Raw genomic sequence first — 20063 nt, 5'->3', positions numbered from 1 at the left:
ATCAAGTCCTAATCATGCGATTTCTGAAATATGCCGTTCGCGTTATGATCACGCTTATAGTGGTCGCTGTGGCATTATGGCTGGGTGTAATGCTGTGGCATGTCTACATGCTGGCACCCTGGACGCGTGACGGGCGTGTGCGCGCTTATGTCGTTTCCATAGGCCCCGAGGTGCCAGGATATGTGACCAGGGTCACCGTCAGAGACAATCAGTTTGTGCATAAAGGCGATATGCTGTTCGAACTCGATCCGATCCGTTTCCGTCTGGCCATCGCGCAAGCTCAGGCTGCACTGGACAGTGCTCAGGCACGGTATCGGAACAACCAGGCGGATGTAAAAAGACGGCAGGGTCTGACAGGGATTGTTTCTCCTGAAGAACAGGAACAGTTCCGTACCACGGCTGCCGTATCAGCAGCTGCGGTGGAAAAAGCAAAAGCCGATCTGGATGTAGCGAAGCTCAATCTGGAGCGGTCGGTCCTGTATGCCCCGGTCAATGGCTATGTGACGAATCTTCAGCTCCGGGTTGGGGATTATGCAACGGCGGGCCATGCTTTGCTCGCAATGATTGATGCCGAAAGCTTCTATATTTATGGTTATTTCGAAGAAACAAAACTCCATCATATCAAGGCTGGTGATCCTGCGCGCATCAAGCTGATGGGATATTCAGAGCTTCTTTCCGGTCACGTCGACAGTATTGGCCGTGGCATCAACGACAAGAATCAGTCCCTGGATAATCTGGGTTTGCCGGATGTAAACCCCGTGTTCACGTGGGTCCGTCTGGCGCAACGTATTCCGGTCAGGATTCATATCGATAAGGTTCCGAAATCAATTACGCTGGCAGCCGGCATGACCTGCTCTGTGGCACTTGGTAATGAGGCTGATCAGGACTACAGCGCTGCTGGACGTGCCGTGCAGTGGCTGGAAGACCATCTGTGAGGCAGTTTGTTTTTCCCCTGTGCCTTGCAGTATTTTTTTCAGCTTGCACAGTCGGTCCTGATTTCAGGAAGCCAAAAACCGATATCCCGCCTGACTGGACGGAAAAGCACGAGCACGCGACATCGCGTGATCGTATCAGCCTGGCAGAATGGTGGCGCTCATTTGATGATCCGGTGCTGGATCGGCTGGTCGATGATGCCATTACCAACAACCATAGTCTGGCCATTGCCCAGCAACGCATCATCATGGCCCGTGCGGAGCGGGAAAATGCCGTGGCCGGCTGGTATCCCCAGATCAATCTCAGTGCTACCAAGCAAAGTCGTGGATATTCAGGTACGATGCAATGGCCGGGCTTGCCACAGATTGCTTACCGTTACTGGGATACGACTTTCGATTCCAGTTGGGAGCTGGATATTTTCGGCGGTACAAGACGGATGGTGGAGGCTGCCAATGCCAGTGCCGATGCGCTGGTGGAGGGCAGACGCGCCATATTGGTCAGCCTGATTTCCGAATTGGCAAGCCAGTATGCAGTGTTGCGGGCCAGTCAGCTCCGGTTGGAAATTGTACGGAAAAACGAAGTCACCGCACAGCATATTGTTGATCTGGTGTCGAAAGAGGTCGGTCAGGGGATACGCTCCACTCTCGATCTGTCACAGGCCCGGGCGGAGCTGGAGACGATCAAGGCAACCGAACCACCTTTGCATGCGATGATTGCCATGGCTGCGCATGCGATCGGTGTGCTGATTGGCAAGCCTCCCGGCGGCGCGCTGGAGGCGGAGCTGTTGCAACCCACCCCTGTTCTGCCGGTACCGCCTGCCTTGCCGGTTCTGCTGCCAGCGCAGGTGATCGCTGATCGTCCTGATCTCAGGCGGGTGGAGCGGGACTACGCAATGGCGCTTGCCCAGGTGGGTGTTGCAAAGGCGCAGCTTTATCCGCGTTTCATGATCCCGATTGTGGTGCAGCCGATGAGCTCGACACTGCATCAGTTGTTTAGTGCGGCGAGTATGACCTGGATGATGGGTGTCGGCATTGCACAGCCTTTGTTTGACGGCGGCCGTCGGCATGCCCGCCTGACGGCAGCCCAGGCCGAAGCGGAAGCGGCGCGGATCACGTATGAGGAGTCCGTGCTGATTGCGCTGCGTGAGGTCGAGGATGCGCTGGTCAATTTTTCCACAGCACAGGAGCGGGATAAAAATCTGCTGGAGGCGCAGGCCCAGAGTCAGAAGGCACTTGTTCAATCCCGCACTCTCTATGAACACGGCTTGACCGGTTATATGAGGGTATTGGATGCGCAACGTACGGCGTTGGCAGCGGAAGATGCTGTTGCCATCAGCAAGCTGGACCGTATTCGTAATACGATCCAGCTTTACAAGGCGCTAGGTGGTGGTTGGCAGAACGTGACCTTCAACGATCCGAAGATTGAAACCCATTTGCTCCAAAGAACCGGATTGCCTTTGGGAATGGACAATCCGGTTAAGGAAGAAAAAGCCCGGAACTAAAGATGTCAAAGGGGGAAGAGTCTCTTGCGTCAGTCTCCGGTACCAGTCAGGGCCGGGAAATCCGTGTAGCCTTCTGCACCCCCACCGTAGAAAACATCCTGAGATGCCGTGGCGAGCGGTGTATTGCGATGGAGCCGTTCCACCAGATCAGGATTGGCGATAAAGGGGCGCCCGAATGCTATCATGTCAGCCCGTCCGGACGAAACTGCATCCAGTGCCAGATCGCGATCATAACTGTTGTTGGCGATATAGGCCCCCCCGAAGGCACGATGCAGAGACTGATAGTCGAAAGCATCTTTGGCATTTGTCTCACGCGTATTGCCTTCGATGCAGTGCAGGTAGGCCAGACCCAACGTGCCGAGCCGCTCTGCCAGAAATCCGTATGTTTCCGCCGGCGTACTGTCGAGCGGAGTATCTCCTGCGGAATGTGTCATGGGAGAAAGACGGATGCCGACGCGGTCTGCGCCCCATATTTCGGCAACGGCCTGTGTGACTTCGAAAGACAGGCGGGTTCTGTTTTCGATCGAGCCACCATAGGCGTCGTCGCGATGATTGGTGCTGTCGCGGATGAATTGTTCCAACAGATAGCAATTGGCGGAATGTACTTCCACGCCATCAAAGCCGGCGTCTTTGGCACGGCGTGCAGCATTGCGATAATCATCGATGATGCCGGGAATTTCATCGATATGCAGCGCACGGGGCATGGAGGGCCGGGCTGGACCAGATTCGGTGAATGTCGTCTGCCCGGCCTGAATGGCGGAAGGCGCGACAGGCGGTTGTCCGTTTTCCTGCAGGCTGGTGTGAGAAATGCGCCCGACATGCCATAGCTGCAGGACGATACGTCCCCCTGCTTCATGTAAGGCATCGACCACCGGACGCCAGGCGGCGACATGGGCATCGGTGTATATGCCGGGGGTGAAGGCATAACCGCGCCCTTGCCGCGAAATATTGGTGGCTTCGCTGATGATCAAACCTGCGGAGGCGCGTTGGCGGTAGTAAGCGATTGCGAGTGGCGTATGCACCCCGTCCATGCCTGCACGCGCGCGCGTCAGGGGAGCCATGGCGACGCGGTTTGCAACCGGTATGGCACCAATCCGACCAGCAGAGAAAAGGGTAGTGGACGACATAGATAAAAATCCTTCCGGATCGTGGAAAAATGTCTGGGCCCCTGATAGGGCAATGATGTTGGTAGTGGGGATGCTGTCGGCCGGTCGCAACCCCGCGAAAGTCCGGAGCGAACGTTTCTGATGATGGACCGGTTCGATAATGTGTGCGAAGCGGCTGCTTTCCACTGACACATGTCATCACGGTATGGATAGATGCGGTATGACCCTTTGCTGATCAGGGACTTATCGGGTAAGGTTGAAACATTTGCTGAACAGTGGAGACCAGATGGCCGTCGTGACCTCGCCACGTCAGAGGCAGGCAAAACGTTTCCTGTCCCCCGCCCTGAAAGCACTTGCCCATCGCCGTATGGCGGAGATGGGGGGATTGGTGCTGGGCCTTGTCGCTTTGGCGTTGCTGATCGCGCTGGTAACCTATAACCCGCACGATCCTTCCTTCGACACCGCAACCGGACAGGAGCCAACCAATCTGGCAGGCCGTGCCGGGGCCATGCTGGCGGATATATTGTTGCAGGGATTTGGGGTGGCGGCGATCCTGCCGGTGCTGGCGATGCTGATCTGGGCATGGCGGATTTCGTCCCATCGCGGACTGGGCAGTGTGATCTTGCGGTTCGGCAGTCTGATTGTCGCCATGCCGGTTGTGTCTGCCGTGGTGGCGGCTGTTGGGCAACTGGTTCCTGCCCTGCATCGGAACTGGCCAAGTTCCGCCGGCCTGGGCGGATTGAGCGGCGATCTGTTGGCCGGTGCTTCGCTCCAGGCCGGACATGCAGTGCTGGGACCGCTGGGGGATGGAGTGATCTGGGTGGCAGGGCTTGGCCTGGCCATCCTGCTGGTCTTCCTGGCGTTTGGCCTGTCTGCGGGGGAGTGGCGGGCTGCAGGGCGTGGCGCGGCGTCACTGTCATCGGTTTATGGTGACCATATCGGTCCGGCCATGTCTCGTTCACGCGGTCTGTTCGGTCGGGGTGGCGGACTGCTGGGGCGGCTGAAACAGCGTGCGGTCCGGCTGGTGGATGATGAGAACGATGCGGAGGGGCATCTCCGCTATGATATGACGATGATGGAACAGGCGGTGCGGGAGGAAACCCGTTCCTCCCTCACCGCCCGCGCCCGACAGAAGGTGCAGGAACGCACGCCATCCGGGAATGGACCTGCCAGGGGTAGGCCTGTCGATGACGCCATGCGGGATGATGAGAACGATCCCTATTTCCCCGATGAAGATTTTGACGAGCGGCAGAGGCAGGCAACGCTGCCTCCCGAACCGGTGGGCGTGCCTGCACCGCCGCGGATCAGACCTGATCCGCGCATCACGGTGGCTCCTCCTGCGCGGGCATCGTCCCTGTCAGCGCAGAGTGCTGCACCTTCTGGTCGCTCTGCACGGCAGGTTGTGGAGGAAGAGCCGGGCTGGCAGTTGCCGCCGCTCGACCTGCTGACGCAGCCTCCCCCCCGTGGCGGTAGCCGACCGAGTGACCAGGTGTTGCAGGAAAATGCCCGGTTGCTGGAAACGGTGCTGGGCGAATACGGGGTGCAGGGGGCGATCCGCGATATCCGCCCCGGTCCGGTGGTGACGCTGTATGAGCTGGAACCGGCCCCCGGCATCCGCAGTGCTCGCGTGATCGGTCTGGCGGAGGATGTCGCCCGCAGCCTGTCGGTGCTCGCGGTGCGTATCGCCACGGTGCCGGGGCGAAACGTCATCGGTATCGAGGTGCCTAACGATAAACGGGAGACGGTGTATCTCGCCGAATTGCTCGGCGCGGATGAGGCGATGCGCCATCCGGGCCGTCTGGCACTGGCGCTCGGCAAGGATATTGGCGGTGCGCCGGTGGTGGCCGATCTGGCCCGTATGCCGCATCTGCTGATTGCCGGCACGACGGGGTCCGGCAAGTCGGTCGGCGTCAATGCGATGATCCTGTCGCTGCTGTATCGCCTGTCGCCGGATCAATGCCGCCTGATCCTGATCGATCCGAAAATGCTGGAACTGTCAGTCTATGATGGCATCCCGCATCTGATGTCACCCGTGGTGACCGAACCAGCCAAGGCGGTGACGGCACTGAAATGGGTCGTGCGGGAAATGGAGCGCCGCTATCGCTCGATGAGCCAGCTCAGCGTGCGTAACGTCACTGGCTATAATGAGCGAGTGGCTGAAGCCCGAGCGCGTGGGGAGGTCGTGACCCGCCGGGTACAGACCGGCTTCGATCCCGAAACAGGCCGCCCGACTTTCGAGGAGCAGCAGCTGGCGCTGGAGCCGCTGCCATTCATCGTCGTGGTGATCGATGAAATGGCCGATCTGATGATGGTCGCGGGCAAGGAAATCGAGGCTGCAGTGCAGCGTCTGGCGCAGATGGCCCGCGCTGCCGGTATTCATGTTATCATGGCGACACAACGCCCATCCGTGGACGTGATCACGGGCACCATCAAGGCCAATTTTCCGACCCGTATTTCCTTCCAGGTGATCAGCAAGTTCGACAGCCGCACCATTCTGGGGGAGCAGGGCGCGGAGCAGCTTCTGGGTCAGGGCGACATGCTCTACATGGCCGGTGGTGGCCGAATTCTACGCACCCATGGCCCGTTTGTCTCGGATGGCGAGGTAGAGAAAGTGGTCGATTTCCTGCGTGCGCAGGGCGAGCCTCATTATGTCGAGGAAGTCACCGAAGGCAGTGACGAGGATGGCGGTTCCATGATTCCCGGCATGGGCGGGGCGGGCGACGGGGAGAGAGGTCTGTTCGATCAGGCCGTTGCGCTGGTGGCGCGGGAAGGCAAGGCCAGTACCAGCTTCATCCAGCGCCATCTGTCCATCGGCTATAACCGTGCTGCGAAGCTCATCGAGCAGATGGAGAAAGAAGGCATCGTCGGCCCCGCCAACCATGTCGGCAAACGTGAGGTGCTGGTCCGCCGTACCCCGCGTGAGGATGACTGAAGACAGCACCCGCAATGGGGCCCGCAATGATGCGGGTGGCGGGGACCGGGTGGTGACGACGTCCAGCCGCGTGACGGCGATGATCGTTGCCTGTGCGCTGTTCATGCAGAATCTCGATGGCACTGTGATTGCCACCGCTCTGCCCGCCATGGCGCGGCAATTTGGTGTACCGGTGGTTCATATGAGTATGGCCCTGACGGCCTATCTCTTGAGCCTTGCGGTTTTTATCCCCGCTTCCGGCTGGGTGGCGGACCGGTTCGGGGCACGCAATGTGTTTCGCGCTGCAATCGGAATTTTTACGCTTGGCTCAGTGCTGTGCGGGTATTCCACTACGCTCGGTATGCTGGTTGCTTCCCGTGTCCTGCAGGGGCTGGGGGGTGCGATGATGGTGCCGGTCGGGCGATTGGTATTGTTGCGTACCGTTCCCAAACAGCAATTGGTCAATGCCATGGCATGGGTGACGATCCCGGCTTTGGTCGGGCCGGTGGTGGGGCCGCCGCTCGGTGGGCTGATTGTGCAATATGCCTCCTGGCCATGGGTGTTCGATATCAACATTCCGGTTGGCCTGCTCGGTATCGTCATGGTGACGCTGCATGTGCCGGATGTGCGGGCCCCTGATCCCGGTCCGTTCGATGCGCGCGGTCTGATGTTGTCCGGTGGTGCAGTGGCATTGCTGATGGCGAGTATGGAGACGGTGGGGCGGGGTGTGGTGCCGCCATGGGTGACGTTGTTGCTGGCCATGGCAGGCCTGCTTTGTGCCGTCGTTTATCTTGGCCATGCGCGTGGCAGACAGAGACCGGTGTTGGATCCGGGCTTGCTGCGTCTGCCGACATTCCGGGTTTCAGTGATCTCCGGCACTTTATTCAGGATTTCAGCGGGGGCTTTTCCATTCCTGCTTCCGCTGATGCTTCAGGTGGGTTTCGAGATGACACCCCTGAAAAGCGGGGCCATTACGCTGGCCAGTGCCGTGGGGGCGCTGGCGATGAAAGCGGTGGCGGCGCGAGCGCTGAGGCAATGGGGTTTTCGCGATACACTGTTCTGGAACGGGATTGGCGCGGCGGTGCTGGTGGCGCTGGTGGCGGCATTGCGTCCTTCCTGGCCGCTGGTGCTGGTCTATGGCTTGCTGCTTCCGGCAGGGTTTCTGCGGTCATTGCAATTCACCGCCTATAATGCACTTGCCTATGCCGAGGTCGGGCCGGCCCGGATGAGTGCCGCGACCAGCCTGTATTCAACGATCCAGCAGCTTTCCCTGACAATCGGCGTATCAGCCGGGGCGGGAGCACTGGAAATGGCTATGGCCATTCATGGCCGTACTCAACCGGGTCTTGCGGATTTTTCGGTCGCTTTTCTGCTGATCGGCGGGATTGCCTTGTTGGCTGCCCCGACAGCTTTGGGTATGGCGCGAACGGCAGGCGCGGAAATGTCCGGGGCTGGTGAGCGTTAAGGCAGGTATGCTTGTCGGCTGGCAGCAGCAATGACAAGGCGATATTATCGACAAGGTCATAACGATGGGAAGCGTATGATGCTCATATCACGCCGTCGCCTGGGTACTGGTCTGCTCATGAGTGCCGCCCTCGGGCCGATGATCCTGAAATCACCGCGGGCGTCGGCAGAGAATGCGACCGTGACAGTTTTCGCAGCGGCAAGTCTGACCGACGTGCTGAAAGAAGCGGATGCGGTCCTTCGACGGGAGGCAGAGACCGGTCTGACCCTGTCTTTTGCCTCCTCCTCCACCCTTGCAAGGCAGATCGAGAAAGGTGCGCCTGCCAATATTTTCATCTCCGCCGATGAGAAATGGATGGATGCGCTGGCGGCTAAAAACCTGCTTGCCCGCAATACGCGGGTTGATCTTCTGGCCAATACGCTGGTGCTGGTGGTTCCGGGCGCGAAGGCACAGGCGGTTGATCTCAGCCGGAAAGAGGCACTCAAGGCCCTCCTTGGAGATGGGCGGCTGGCGGTGGGGGATCCATCCCATGTGCCGGCCGGAATGTATGCTCGTCAGGCTCTGACCAGTCTTGGACTGTGGGATAGTGTGGCGGATCATCTGGCGGTGGCGGAGGATGTGCGGGGGGCATTGCAACTGGTGGCGCGGGGTGAGGCTGCGGCAGGGATCGTCTATGCGACCGATGTGTCAGCGGCTCAGGCCGTAACGGTTGCGGCGACATTTCCGGCGGAAACCCATGATCCGATCATCTATCCCATGGCTATTCTTGCCAACGGCAACACACCGGCCGTGCAAGCCGTATGGAACTGGTTGCGCGGAGAGCAGGCGCTGGCGATTTTTGCCCGTTATGGCTTTCGGGGGCTTTGAGACCGGTATCGCGGTTACGCAGATGCAGTGGGCATGATCTGGCCGTTCCCGCTCTCCGGTGATGAATGGGTGGCGCTGCGGCTGACCTTGTCGGTGGCGGCGCGGGCATTGTGCATGGGGTTGCCGGTCGCGCTGCTGCTGGCGACGGCGTTGGCGCGCTGGCGGTTTCCCGGGCGTACGGTGCTGGATCTGCTGGTGCATATGCCGCTGGTTTTGCCTCCGGTGGTTACCGGCTGGTTGCTGCTGGTGGTGTTCGGCGTGCAGGGACCGGTCGGGAGCCTTCTGCATCACTGGTTCGGCATCCGGCTTGCTTTTACACCGGCGGGCGCCAGCCTGGCCTGTGCGGTCATGACATTGCCTATTCTGGTCCGGGCTATCCGTCAGTCACTGGAAGCGGTTGATCCGGGTCTGGAACAGGCTGCCCGTTCCTTGGGGGCCGGAGCATGGGACCGGTTCGTGACGGTGACCTTGCCGCTGGCAGCCCCAGGATTATTGAGCGGGGCGATCACCGCCTATGCCGCCTGTCTTGGAGAGTTTGGGGCGGTGATCACCTTTGCGGCGAATATCCCCGGCCAGACCCAGACTTTGCCGCTGGCGATCTACAGCGCCTTGCAGTCGCCGGAGGGGGATGTGACCGCGGCGCGCCTCTCGCTGTTGTCGCTGCTGCTGGCGCTGGGCGGGTTGGGGCTGGCGGAATATGTGAACCGCCGGATGCGGCGGCGGTTGGGAAGCTGATGTCATCGGCCGCGCTGGATGTCCGGCTGAATCACCAGTTTCCCGGAACAGAAATCGACGTCTGCTTTGCAGGCAGTGGATGCACTGTCCTGTTTGGGCCTTCCGGGGCGGGAAAGTCGACCATTGCCATGGCGGTGGCCGGTCTGATGCGGCCCGACCATCTGCATCTGCGTGTCTGTGGCCTTGATCTGCACAATTTGCCGCCGGAACGACGCCGGATCGGAGTAGTCTTTCAGGATGCTCGCCTGTTCCCGCATCTCTCGGTACTGGGCAATCTCGAATATGGCGCGCGGCGCGCCCCGCCCGGAGATTTTCCCCTGTCACGGGAAGAAATCATGACCATGCTCGGGATCGGTGCTCTGCTGAAGCGTCGTCCCGCGACCTTGTCGGGCGGCGAGCGTCAGCGTGTGGCGATTGGTCGGGCGTTGTTGTCCCGTCCCCATATGCTGGTGATGGATGAGCCGCTGGCGAGTCTTGATCAGGCGCGCAAGCAGGACATTCTGCCGGTCCTGCGCCATTTGAAAGCAGCAGGATTGCCGATGCTGTACGTGACGCATGCTCTGCAGGAAATGGCGTATCTGGCGGATGATGTGGTGCTGCTGGAAACCGGCCGCGTGCGGGCGAGCGGATCGCTGGGCCATATTTCATCTGATCCGGCATTGTCCGGCTGTTTCGGCCATGAGGCCGGTGCGGTTCTGGAAGCGGTGGTATCCGGCCATATGCCCGATCGTGGCTTGACCATCCTGTCCTGTGCCGGGACGGAGGTGTTGGTGCCGTTACAGGCCATGAAGCCGGGAACGGGATTGCGGGTAAGGATACCGGCCGCCGATGTGATTCTGGCGACAGAGTCACCCGGCCATATCAGCCTGCACAATATTCTGTCCGTTGTGATGACCGACTGGCAGCCGGCCCATCTCCAGGGCAACGCCGGGACGACACAGGAAGCATTGGTGAGGCTGGCTTTGCCCGGTGGCCATTTGCTGGCGCGGGTGACACGTGATGCGGTTCAGCGGCTTGGCCTTGAACCCGGTCGAGCTGTGTTGGCCTTGATCAAATCGGTGGCGGTGAATGTCTTGGGGGCCTGATGGAGGCGGCCACAAAAAAGGCTCCCTGCCGGTTGAGGCAGAGAGCCGTTGTTTCGCCTGAGTGTGGAATGATCGCTATAGAATGGCTTTTCCGGCGGCCAATGCCATGACCAGCAGCACCACGAACACGATCAGGAAGATAACGAACAGAATTTTGGCGATTCCGGCGGAGGCCGCCGAGATCCCGGTAAATCCGAACAGGCCTGCAATCAGCGAAACCACAAGGAAAAACAGCGCCAGCTTGAGCATCGTCACCCCCTATTTATAAACCCATACACCATACGAAACGTTCAGAATCCGGACATGGTTGCGCTATAATCGTGTCGGCACACTGAATACGTCTTTGGATTGTGACATGAAGCGGCCCGTCAGAAGGGGGCCGCAGATCAAATGGGGGGAACGAGGCTATGCACGAACATATCCATGATCGACTGTCTCATAACCGTTCCGCCGGTGCTGCGGCGCTGGTGGCCGCCATGCTGCTGCTGGGATCGGTTCAGGGTGCGCATGCGGATAGCAGCACGCCTGACGGCGCCCGTCCGGGGAATGTGATCGGCACCGGCAGTTCCCTGCCGCGCTCCGACAAGGCCAGCAATATTGATCCGGCCAATACCCGCTCGACCATTGCGCCCAGCCTGCCGGTGCCGGAGGATGCGAACGGGCCTGTTGCTCTCCTGCGGGTGGCGCTGAAGGCGCTGCAACAGAAGCAGAGCGGATTGGCACAGGAATCGATGGAGCGTGCCCAAACCCGTCTGCTCGATCGTTCCGTGCTGGCGACTGATACGCATCCGGTCGATCAATCGCCGGTGATTCAGACGATCAACTCAGCCCTGACGGCACTGGCGCAGAAGGATTTTGTCGGAGCAAGGGTACAGGTTGATGCCGCATTACAGGTGCTTTCCACCCAGCATCCGTGATGGGCAGCAGTGACCTGAATGCGCCGGCGGGATGAAAAAAACGTCGGGAAGGGGAGCTATGCGGCTTTTTGTCTCGCAACGGACGGGACAAGCCTTTATCTGTGCGCCGCAACGCAACAGGTCTGGTGGGTGGCCAGTCTTTTATCTTCTGCTGAAACGCAGAAGGAGATGGCCCTCTGCCTTACCGCCGCGCGGCTCCATCGGCTGCGCTCAGCCTCGGATTATGCATGGACATCCGTAATATCGCCATTATCGCCCACGTCGACCATGGCAAGACCACCCTCGTCGATCAGCTGTTGAAGCAGTCCGGCGCCTTCCGTGAGAACCAGCAGGTCGCTGAACGCGCCATGGACAGCAATGATCTGGAGCGGGAGCGGGGGATCACCATCCTCGCCAAATGCACCAGCGTGATGTGGAACGACGTCCGCATCAACATCGTCGACACTCCGGGCCACGCCGATTTCGGCGGTGAGGTCGAGCGTATCCTGAACATGGTGGATGGCGCGCTGGTGCTGGTCGATGCCGCGGAAAGCGTGCTGCCCCAGACCAAGTTCGTGGTCGGCAAGGCGCTGGCCCGCGGCCTGCGTCCCATCGTCGTGGTGAACAAAGTCGATCGCGGCGATGCCCGCCCGGATGAAGTGCTGAACGAGGTGTTCGACCTGTTCGCCTCTCTGGACGCGGATGAGAAGCAGCTCGATTTCCCGGTTCTGTATGCATCGGGCCGTCAGGGCTGGGCTGACGAGTCTCTGGAAGGCGCGCGCGAAAACCTGAACCCGATGTTCGACCTGATCCTGCGTCATGTGGCTGCGCCGCAGCTGGACAAGGAGGCGCCCTTCGCCATGGTGGCGTCGATTCTGGAATACGACAACTTCCTGGGTCGTATCCTGACCGGCCGTGTCGAGCAGGGCCGCGCGAAGCTGAACATGCCGGTCAAGGCGCTCCGCGCTGATGGCTCGGTGGTGGAAACCGGTCGCCTGACGAAGCTGATGAGCTTCCGCGGTCTGGATCGTGTGCCGGTGGAAGAAGCCGAGGCAGGCGACATCATCGCCATTGCCGGTCTGTCCGACACCACGGTGCCGGAAACCATCGGTGCGCCGGAACTGGAAGCACCGCTGGTGGCGATCCCGGTTGATCCGCCGACCCTGGCGATGACCTTCCGCGTCAATGATGGTCCTCTGGCGGGCCGCGAAGGCAAGAAGGTGACCTCCCGCCAGATTCGTGACCGTCTGATGCGTGAGGCCGAAGGTAATATTGCGATTCGCATTTCTGAAAGCTCGGAAAGCGATGCGTTCGAGGTCGCGGGCCGTGGTGAACTTCAGCTCGGTGTGCTGATCGAGACCATGCGCCGCGAAGGCTTCGAACTCGCGATCGGTCGTCCCCGCGTGTTGTTCCGGGAGACGGAAAACGGTCGCGAGGAGCCGATGGAAGAAGTGCTGGTCGATGTGGACGAGCCTTATTCCGGCGTCGTGGTCGAAAAGATGTCCCGTCGCAAGGGCGAACTGCGCGAGATGCGTCCCTCCGGCGGTGGAAAGGTGCGTCTGACCTTCCTGATCCCCAGCCGCGGCCTGATCGGCTATCACGGTGAATTCCTGACCGATACGCGTGGCACGGGAATCATGAACCGGCTGTTCTCCGGCTATGGTCCTTACAAGGGCACGCTGGAAGGGCGCCGCAATGGCTCGCTGATTTCCAATTCCGATGGCGAAGCCGTGCAGTATGCGCTGTTTGCGCTGCAGGATCGTGGTGTGCTGTTCGTCGATCCCGGCGAGAAAGTCTATGTCGGCATGATTATCGGCGAGCATTCCCGTGAGAACGATCTGGATGTGAATCCGATCAAGGAAAAGAAGCTGACCAACATCCGTGCTGCCGGCAAGGACGAGGCTCTGCTGCTGGTTCCGCCGCGCAAGATGAGTCTGGAACAGGCCATTGCCTATATTGAGGATGATGAACTGGTCGAGGTGACGCCGAGTGCTGTGCGTCTGCGTAAGCGCCATCTTGATCCGAATGAGCGCAAAAAAGCCCAGCGCTCGGGTGATGCGGCCTGATCAGGTCACGCCACCTGTCCAATTTGTCATCATTTGGCCAAGAACACCCGCCTTAACCAGGGCGGGTGTTTTGTTGTGACCGTAATACGAAAATGTAACAGAAATTTGTTTTTCTGCTGGTTTTGCAGGCGTTTCTAACCATAATTTCATCTTCCTGTTAAGCTTCCTCCCATAGCCGGAACAAAGCTTGTGTGCTTAACCTACAGGCCGTGCGGTGCGGACGGTCAGTCTCGGTGAGGGACGCGTCGGCTTTATATGCTCCCACCGGGTGTACCGTATGTTTCGTTCTTTCCAGTTTTCTATGGAGACAAGACATGACCATTCAGCGCCATGCGATCCTGACCGCCACTCTGCTGGCTGGTTTCGCTTTTGCCGCCCCCGCTTTTGCTCAGTCCACCGAAACCGCTCCTCCGGCTGCGGCGGCGCCTGCGGCTACTTCTCCTGCTGCCAATGATGCCGCTCCGGCCAAGGGCCATGGCAAGAAGCACCATGCCAAGCACGCTGGTCATCACAGCAAGGCCGCGAAGTCTTCTGACGCCGCTGCTCCGGCTGCCGCGCAGTAATTCGCGCTTCTGCTGACAGGCGACGCCGGGTCCGGTCCTGTACCGGGCCCGGCGTTTTGCTGTACGGCGTTTGGATTGGTAGAGCATGGCGCGCGGCGCCTTGCTGTGTGCTTCCAGGCAGGGCATGACGCAGGGATGACCGGATTGCCAACCCCTGATGATGCGGCAGGCGCGCCGGGCGCTGCCACGATTTCCCTGACGGATCGTCGCCTCTGGTTGATCGGTCTGTACGGGCTTGCAAGCGGTCTGCCATTTCCGCTGTGCCACTTCACGCTGGGCCAGTGGATGAGCGATAGCGGTCTGTCCTTGCAGGCGATCGGCCTGTCTTCCCTGATCACGCTGGCCTATTCGCTCAAATTTCTCTGGTCGCCGGTTGCGGATTATGTTCACCCGCCTGGACCATTGCGACGTCTGGGGCGTCGGCGCGGATGGCTGCTGTTTGTGCAGGCGGTGCTGACACTCAGCATCCTCGCCATGGCCACGACCGATCCCCATGCAACTCCTTTCCTTACCATCAGTCTGGCTGCCTCCATGGCGTTTTTTTCTGCCAGTCAGGACATCGTCATTGATGCGTGGCGGATCGAGACTTTTGGCCGTCATGGGCAGGGGCCTGCTCTGGCAGGCTATGTCTGGGGCTATCGCATGGCGCTGCTGATCGGCAATGCCGGGGTGATCGGGCTGGCCAGTCTCGCGGGCTGGCATGTGGCCCTGCTTGCCGTGGGTGCGCTGAGTGCGCTTGGCATGGTGGTGACGCTGCTGGCGACGGAACCGGCGATCCCGTCTATCCCCGAGACCGTCACGCTGGAAACCGGCTGGCAGCGGCGTCTGCATGCCATGAAAGCGCCGCTGGTGGACATGCTGCGCAAGCCTTACAGCATTGCGGCGCTATGCTTCGTGACGCTGTTCCATCTGGGGGAGGCGCTGGCAGGAAAGATGCTGCCTCCTTATTATCGGGCGATGGGGTATCAGAAGGCGGATGTGGCGCTTGCCAATACGCCCTCCCTGTTCGCCGGTCTGGCGGGCGTGGCGGCGGGAGGCTGGCTTCAGCAGCGTCTTGGCACCATGCGGGCACTGGTCCTGACCGGATGTATCCAGACCCTGGCGATCCTGATCTATCTGGCGCTTGGCTATGCGCAGGGCAGCCGGATGGCTTTGGTCGGTACAGTGGCGGTGGAGGCCTTTGTCGGTGGTCTGGCCAGCGCCTCTTTCCTGTCCTACCTGTCTGGCCTGTGCACGCCACGGCATAGCGCAACGCAATATGCCCTTCTGTCTTCACTGTCTGCCCTGCCGTTGAATACGGTGGCGGGTGCGTCCGGATTTCTGGCGGTTTGGTTGGGCTGGCACGGATTTTATGCCGCCTGCACGCTGTCAGCCTTCCCGGCAATGGCCATCATGATCTGGCTTGCAACCAGACCGGATGGAGGCGATCAGGCAGACGAAGAAGCCTGCCATTCGCGCCAGCCTTCCGCTCTCAGCAGGCAGGCAGGGCATTCCCCGCACCCATAACCCCATGGGTGGCGCTGGCTGCGATCCCCCAGATAGCAGGTGTGAGTCTCTTCCTCGATCAGCGTGACGAGGGCCTGCCCGCCCAGTGTCTCAGCCAACGACCATGTCTCGGCCTTGGTCAGCCACATCAGCGGCGTTTCCAGCACGAAATGCGCCTCCATGCCGGTATTCAACGCCAGTTGCATGGCCTTGATCGTATCGTCGCGGCAGTCCGGGTAGCCGGAATAATCCGTTTCGCACATACCCCCGACAATCCGACGCAATCCGCGCCGCCAGCCGAGGGCTGCGGCATAGGTCAGGAAAATCAGGTTACGTCCCGGCACGAAACTGGTCGGCAAACCGCCCTGACCAATCTCGATCGGCGAACGCCCGGTCAGAGCGCTCTGACCGACATGGTGCAGGGCATCGCCCAGATTCAGCACATGATCCTCACCGAGACGACTGCCCCAGTCTGTACCGGAACGGCCGCTCATATGCGCGAGTGCTTCCCGCACCCGGCCGCGACATTCCATTTCGACACTGTGGCGCTGGCCGTAGGTGAAGCCGATCGTCTCCACATGGGCGAAGCGCTCCAGCGCCCAGGTGAGGCAGGTAGTGGAATCCTGGCCGCCGGAAAACAGCACCAGCGCATGGTCGCGGCAGGGCAGGGCGAGGCCGGAAATCGGTTTTGTCTCGGTCATACTCTCCCTCTGCCCGATTACAGTGCCTATGATAAGCATTATGACGATTGATCTGACCGAACCGGAAATTCATCGCTATTCCCGCCATATTCTGCTGCCTGAAATGGGGGCGGCGGGCCAGGCACGGCTGAAGGCAGCCCGCGTTCTGATTGTCGGCGCCGGAGGGTTGGGCTCACCCCTGCTGCTGTATCTGGCGGCGGCAGGGGTCGGTACGATCGGTGTGATTGACGATGACCGGGTCGAACTCTCCAACCTGCAACGCCAGATCGCGCACAGCACTGATCGGATCGGCATGCTGAAGGTCGATTCGGCCCGTCAGGCGGCAGAGGCGATCAATCCGGAGGTCCGTATTGAAACGCATGTCGGTCGTCTCGACGCATCGAATGCCGCCTCGTTGATCGGCGCCTATGATCTGGTCTGCGACGGCAGCGACAATTTCCAGACTCGCTTTGTCGTGGCGGATGCTGCGTTGCAGGCTCGGCGTACTCTTGTTTCTGCTGCGGTGCTGCGTTTTGAAGGCCAACTTTCCACGTTTCGCCCGCATCTCGATCCGGAAGGCCCGTGTTATCGCTGCCTGACGCCGGAGATTCCGCCGCGTGGAGCGGTGCCGAGCTGTGCGGAGGCCGGGATTCTCGGTGCCGTCACCGGTGTTCTCGGCAGTTTGCAGGCGACAGAGGTGATCAAGGAACTCTGCGGCATGGGCGACAGCCTGTCGGGCCGGTTGTTGATCTGGGAGGCTCTGGCCGGTCGTTTCCGCACGATACGCCTGCCGCGTGATCCCCATTGCCCGTCCTGTGGGGGGCTGCATGGCCGTGGATGAAGCGCAGCAGACGCGGGGGCTGGGGCTGATCTTGCTCTCCGGCGATTACACACGGGTTCATTTCGGATTCAGCCTTGCCGCGGGTGCAGCGGCGCTGGGACGGTCCGTAGTAGTCTTTGCCAGCGCGGGAGCCTGCCCTGCCCTGATGCGGGACTGGAGCGCGCTGGAAGGGTCGAGCCGCGATGAGGATACCTGTGCAAAAGGCGTGGCAGGACTGGAGGAGTTACGGGACGCGCTGTCATTATTCGACATCCCGATGATCCTGTGCGAAGCGGGACTGAAAATGGCTGATCTCATGCCGGATGATGTGTTGCCCGGGGTGCGGATTGGCGGAATTGCCGGATTTCTGGAGGCCAGCCATGGCTGCCAGATCGTGTCGATATGAACGGAGACTGCATGCACAGCCGTTTGGTGAATTTTGATCTCCCCGTTCTGAAGCGGTCTGCGCGGAATGTATTGCTGGCGGCCTTATGCGCCGGTTCTGTGCTGGGTGCTGGTGACACTGCCTATGCGCAGACCAGTCCGGTGGTGAAGCACAGCTCCTCCAATCATCATAACAAGGCGACGACTCATAAAACGCCGGTGGTCTCTCCTCCGCATCATGGGGCCGCAGGGAATAAGGCCAAAGCTTCACCTTCTGCCAATGCCCATGCGACTGGCAAGCATGTCCCCAAAGCTGCCGCCGCTGCTGCGGCGGCTGGAGCAGCGACAGCGGGCGCTGCTGCTTCTACGGCTGCGGCTCCTGCGGCGGAGGACAAGAACGCCAAACCCAAACCGCCGCCACCCGATCCGAACAAAGGGTCGGCCACCGGTCTGCCGATCCCGCGCTTTGCTGCGTTGCGGGCCGATGAGGTCAATATGCGCGTGGGGCCGGATACGCGCTATCCGATCGAGTGGGTTTATAAACGCCGCGAGCTGCCGGTTGAGATCGTGCGTGAATTTCAGGTCTGGCGTCTGGTGCAGGATCAGGAAGGCGTCAAGGGCTGGGTGCATCAGGCGACGCTCACTGGCCGTCGTACTTTCCTGACCATCGGACAGACCCCTGTCACACTGCGCCGCCGGGCTGATGAAGAATCCTCAGCCGTTGCCATTCTGAAACCCGGTGTGGTGGGGCGGATACAGAACTGTGAAGCCAAATCAGAGTGGTGTCAGGTGCAGGTGAAATCTTATCGCGGCTATTTGCGCCGCTCCACGATGTGGGGGCTGCTGCCTGATGAGGTCGTGACGCATTAAGCCGGACGTAACTGGTTATAATTTCTTCTGATGATATTTATTTTCATATGAGTTGACATTTTATCCGCCATGCTGTTTCATCCTCGACAGGATGAAGCCGGGTGGATGGAAAGATGTGTGGCATTGTCGGGCTTTTTTTGAAGGATAAGGGGCTTCAACCGCTTCTCGGGCGGATGACAGCCGATATGCTGGGCACCATGACCGATCGTGGCCCGGATAGTGCCGGGATCGCGATCTATGGTGGCGGCAGTACGGAGACGGTGAAATTTTCTCTCCGGGCCGAGGAGGGATATGATTTCGCCGCTCTGGCCGCGCAGCTGCGCGATGCGCTGAACGTGGCGCCGGATGTGCGCCGCCACGATACGCATGCGGTGTTTATCGTTCCCGCGGCGTATGGAGATGTAGCCGCGCTCTGGTTACACGATGTTCCAGGTGTGGATGTGTTCGCACAGGGACACCGGATCGAGCTGTATAAGGAAGTCGGCCTGCCCCGTAGTGTCGCACAGCGTTTCGGCGTCGGCGATATGACCGGCACCCATGCGGTTGGTCATACCCGTATGGCAACAGAATCGGCCGTAACGACCTGTGGCGCGCATCCATTTTCAACCGGGATGGACCAGTGTCTCGTGCATAACGGTTCCCTGTCGAACCATGCCGGTCTGCGTCGTATGCTGAAGCGCGAAGGTATTCGCATCACGACCGAGAATGACTCGGAAGTGGCGGCGGGTTATCTCAGCCTGCGCATGCGGCAGGGACTTTCGCTCGGGGATGCGTTGAAGTCATCTCTGAATGATCTTGACGGATTCTTCACATTTGTCGTTGGCACTGAAAACGGCTTTGCAGTTCTGCGTGATCCGGTGGCCTGTAAGCCGGCCGTGATGGCGGAAACCGATCAGTATGTCGCATTCGGATCGGAATATCGCGCTCTTGCCGGGCTGCCGGGCATCAAGCAGGCCCGCGTGTGGGAACCGGAACCAGCGACCGTCTATTTCTGGGAGCATCAGTGATGCCGTCCTTTGATCTGGCTACCGCGCCATTGCGCGATCTGAACGGCGCATTGCATGCGCTGCATGAAAACACCAATGAAAGCCACTGGACGGTTGTCAATCCGGAAGGCGCGCATGCTATTGCCGTCGGTCTCGATGCGCCCGTCTCTATAGAGATTGACGGTAACGCCGGATATTACTGCGCTGGCATGAACAAGCAGGCTCATGTCGTTATCAACGGCAATGTCGGTGTTGGTGTAGCGGAAAACATGCTGTCCGGCTTTGTGCATGTGAAAGGTGACGCCTCTGCTTCGGCGGGAGCGACAGCATGGGGCGGCATTCTGCGCATCGACGGTAATGCGTCGTCCCGCTGTGGTATTTCCATGAAAGGTGTGGAGATCGTTGTAGGCGGCAGCATCGGCCATATGAGCGCCTTTATGGGACAGGCCGGTCGTCTGGTCGTGTTCGGGGATGCCGGGGAAGCGTTGGGCGACAGCCTGTATGAGGCACGTCTGTTCGTGCGCGGATCAGTGAAAAGCCTTGGCACTGACTGTATCGAAAAAGAAATGCGTGACACGCACAAGCAGGAATTATTCGACCTGTTCAAGCGTGCCAGACTGGAAGGTCAGGTCGATCCTGCTGAATTCCGTCGCTATGGATCGGCACGCCGTCTTTATAATTTCCATCTCGATAACGCGGGAGCTTACTGA

20 protein-coding genes are annotated in these 20063 nt (G+C 60.1%); 16 read left to right on the top strand and 4 right to left on the bottom strand.

Annotated features, from left to right (window positions below; genetic code table 11):
- Window positions 1-14 precede the first annotated feature (14 nt).
- Entirely contained in the window at window positions 15-935 is a 921-nt protein-coding gene (locus GbCGDNIH6_RS10605) for an efflux RND transporter periplasmic adaptor subunit (RefSeq protein ID WP_072563854.1), read from the top strand.
- The gene (locus GbCGDNIH6_RS10600) at window positions 932-2434 is read left to right on the top strand and encodes an efflux transporter outer membrane subunit (RefSeq protein ID WP_072563852.1); all 1503 of its coding nucleotides are present in this window, start codon (window positions 932-934) and stop codon (window positions 2432-2434) included. Before GbCGDNIH6_RS10605 ends, GbCGDNIH6_RS10600 begins: the two co-directional genes overlap by 4 nt.
- Before the next feature lie 29 nt (window positions 2435-2463).
- Here the strand turns inward: GbCGDNIH6_RS10600 and GbCGDNIH6_RS10595 are convergent, their stop codons facing one another.
- Window positions 2464-3561, bottom strand: a complete 1098-nt coding sequence (locus GbCGDNIH6_RS10595; protein ID WP_072564543.1) for an alkene reductase — start codon at window positions 3559-3561, stop codon at window positions 2464-2466.
- A 265-nt stretch (window positions 3562-3826) separates the two neighbouring features.
- Between GbCGDNIH6_RS10595 and GbCGDNIH6_RS10590 the strand changes: the two genes are divergently transcribed.
- The 5 genes from GbCGDNIH6_RS10590 (at window position 3827) to modC (ending at window position 10603) form a co-directional block, all read left to right on the top strand.
- Window positions 3827-6472 carry an FtsK/SpoIIIE family DNA translocase gene (locus tag GbCGDNIH6_RS10590; protein ID WP_072564541.1) on the top strand — a complete coding sequence of 882 codons (2646 nt, stop codon included), beginning with the start codon at window positions 3827-3829 and terminating at the stop codon, window positions 6470-6472.
- Entirely contained in the window at window positions 6465-7916 is a 1452-nt protein-coding gene (locus tag GbCGDNIH6_RS10585; protein ID WP_081370097.1) for an MFS transporter, read from the top strand. Before GbCGDNIH6_RS10590 ends, GbCGDNIH6_RS10585 begins: the two co-directional genes overlap by 8 nt.
- Window positions 7917-8033: 117 nt before the next feature.
- Complete coding sequence (gene modA, locus GbCGDNIH6_RS10580; protein ID WP_232449808.1) at window positions 8034-8783, top strand: molybdate ABC transporter substrate-binding protein; 750 nt, start codon at window positions 8034-8036, stop codon at window positions 8781-8783.
- A gap of 33 nt (window positions 8784-8816) precedes the next feature.
- Window positions 8817-9518, top strand: coding sequence for a molybdate ABC transporter permease subunit (modB, locus tag GbCGDNIH6_RS10575; protein ID WP_072563851.1), 702 nt, complete (start codon window positions 8817-8819; stop codon window positions 9516-9518).
- Window positions 9518-10603, top strand: coding sequence for a molybdenum ABC transporter ATP-binding protein (gene modC / locus GbCGDNIH6_RS10570; RefSeq protein ID WP_072563850.1), 1086 nt, complete (start codon window positions 9518-9520; stop codon window positions 10601-10603). The genes modB and modC overlap by 1 nt, the downstream gene beginning before the upstream one ends.
- 75 nt (window positions 10604-10678) lie before the next feature.
- On the opposite strand, the gene GbCGDNIH6_RS10565 is transcribed toward modC, so the two are convergent.
- The gene (locus GbCGDNIH6_RS10565) at window positions 10679-10852 is read right to left on the bottom strand and encodes a DUF1328 domain-containing protein (RefSeq protein ID WP_025287430.1); all 174 of its coding nucleotides are present in this window, start codon (window positions 10850-10852) and stop codon (window positions 10679-10681) included.
- A gap of 158 nt (window positions 10853-11010) precedes the next feature.
- On the opposite strand from GbCGDNIH6_RS10565, the gene GbCGDNIH6_RS10560 reads away from it, so the two are divergent.
- Entirely contained in the window at window positions 11011-11520 is a 510-nt protein-coding gene (locus GbCGDNIH6_RS10560; protein ID WP_072563849.1) for a plant Invertase/pectin methylesterase inhibitor family protein, read from the top strand.
- A gap of 227 nt (window positions 11521-11747) precedes the next feature.
- Window positions 11748-13565: a translational GTPase TypA gene (typA, locus tag GbCGDNIH6_RS10555; protein ID WP_011632820.1), complete on the top strand. Its 1818-nt coding sequence runs from the start codon at window positions 11748-11750 to the stop codon at window positions 13563-13565.
- On the opposite strand, the gene GbCGDNIH6_RS12505 is transcribed toward typA, so the two are convergent.
- Window positions 13566-13715: a hypothetical protein gene (locus tag GbCGDNIH6_RS12505; protein ID WP_157692420.1), complete on the bottom strand. Its 150-nt coding sequence runs from the start codon at window positions 13713-13715 to the stop codon at window positions 13566-13568.
- Between the two features lie 164 nt (window positions 13716-13879).
- Between GbCGDNIH6_RS12505 and GbCGDNIH6_RS10550 the strand changes: the two genes are divergently transcribed.
- Together GbCGDNIH6_RS10550 and GbCGDNIH6_RS10545 are read left to right on the top strand one after the other, a co-directional pair.
- A complete protein-coding gene (locus GbCGDNIH6_RS10550) occupies window positions 13880-14128 on the top strand; it encodes a hypothetical protein (RefSeq protein ID WP_072549019.1) in 249 nt (82 codons plus the stop codon).
- A gap of 135 nt (window positions 14129-14263) precedes the next feature.
- On the top strand, window positions 14264-15634 hold the full coding sequence (locus GbCGDNIH6_RS10545; protein WP_072563848.1) for an AmpG family muropeptide MFS transporter: 1371 nt from the start codon (window positions 14264-14266) through the stop codon (window positions 15632-15634).
- On the opposite strand, the gene queC is transcribed toward GbCGDNIH6_RS10545, so the two are convergent.
- Complete coding sequence (gene queC, locus GbCGDNIH6_RS10540; RefSeq protein WP_072563847.1) at window positions 15556-16314, bottom strand: 7-cyano-7-deazaguanine synthase QueC; 759 nt, start codon at window positions 16312-16314, stop codon at window positions 15556-15558. The two genes, GbCGDNIH6_RS10545 and queC, sit on opposite strands and share 79 nt — an antisense overlap.
- A 40-nt stretch (window positions 16315-16354) precedes the next feature.
- Between queC and GbCGDNIH6_RS10535 the strand changes: the two genes are divergently transcribed.
- From GbCGDNIH6_RS10535 to GbCGDNIH6_RS10515, 5 genes are all read left to right on the top strand, one after another.
- Window positions 16355-17134: a HesA/MoeB/ThiF family protein gene (locus GbCGDNIH6_RS10535; RefSeq protein ID WP_072563846.1), complete on the top strand. Its 780-nt coding sequence runs from the start codon at window positions 16355-16357 to the stop codon at window positions 17132-17134.
- Window positions 17121-17519, top strand: coding sequence for a hypothetical protein (locus GbCGDNIH6_RS10530; RefSeq protein WP_072563845.1), 399 nt, complete (start codon window positions 17121-17123; stop codon window positions 17517-17519). Before GbCGDNIH6_RS10535 ends, GbCGDNIH6_RS10530 begins: the two co-directional genes overlap by 14 nt.
- 11 nt (window positions 17520-17530) lie before the next feature.
- On the top strand, window positions 17531-18367 hold the full coding sequence (locus GbCGDNIH6_RS10525; RefSeq protein ID WP_081370184.1) for an SH3 domain-containing protein: 837 nt from the start codon (window positions 17531-17533) through the stop codon (window positions 18365-18367).
- A 113-nt stretch (window positions 18368-18480) separates the two neighbouring features.
- Complete coding sequence (locus GbCGDNIH6_RS10520) at window positions 18481-19374, top strand: class II glutamine amidotransferase (protein WP_072563844.1); 894 nt, start codon at window positions 18481-18483, stop codon at window positions 19372-19374.
- The gene (locus GbCGDNIH6_RS10515; protein ID WP_072563843.1) at window positions 19374-20063 is read left to right on the top strand and encodes a GltB/FmdC/FwdC-like GXGXG domain-containing protein; all 690 of its coding nucleotides are present in this window, start codon (window positions 19374-19376) and stop codon (window positions 20061-20063) included. The genes GbCGDNIH6_RS10520 and GbCGDNIH6_RS10515 overlap by 1 nt, the downstream gene beginning before the upstream one ends.

This window comes from Granulibacter bethesdensis, from assembly GCF_001889525.1.
GTDB classification, from domain to species: Bacteria; Pseudomonadota; Alphaproteobacteria; order Acetobacterales; family Acetobacteraceae; genus Granulibacter; species Granulibacter bethesdensis_C.
Note: the sequence above shows the minus strand (reverse complement) of the source record. Positions and strands in the feature narration are given on the sequence as shown.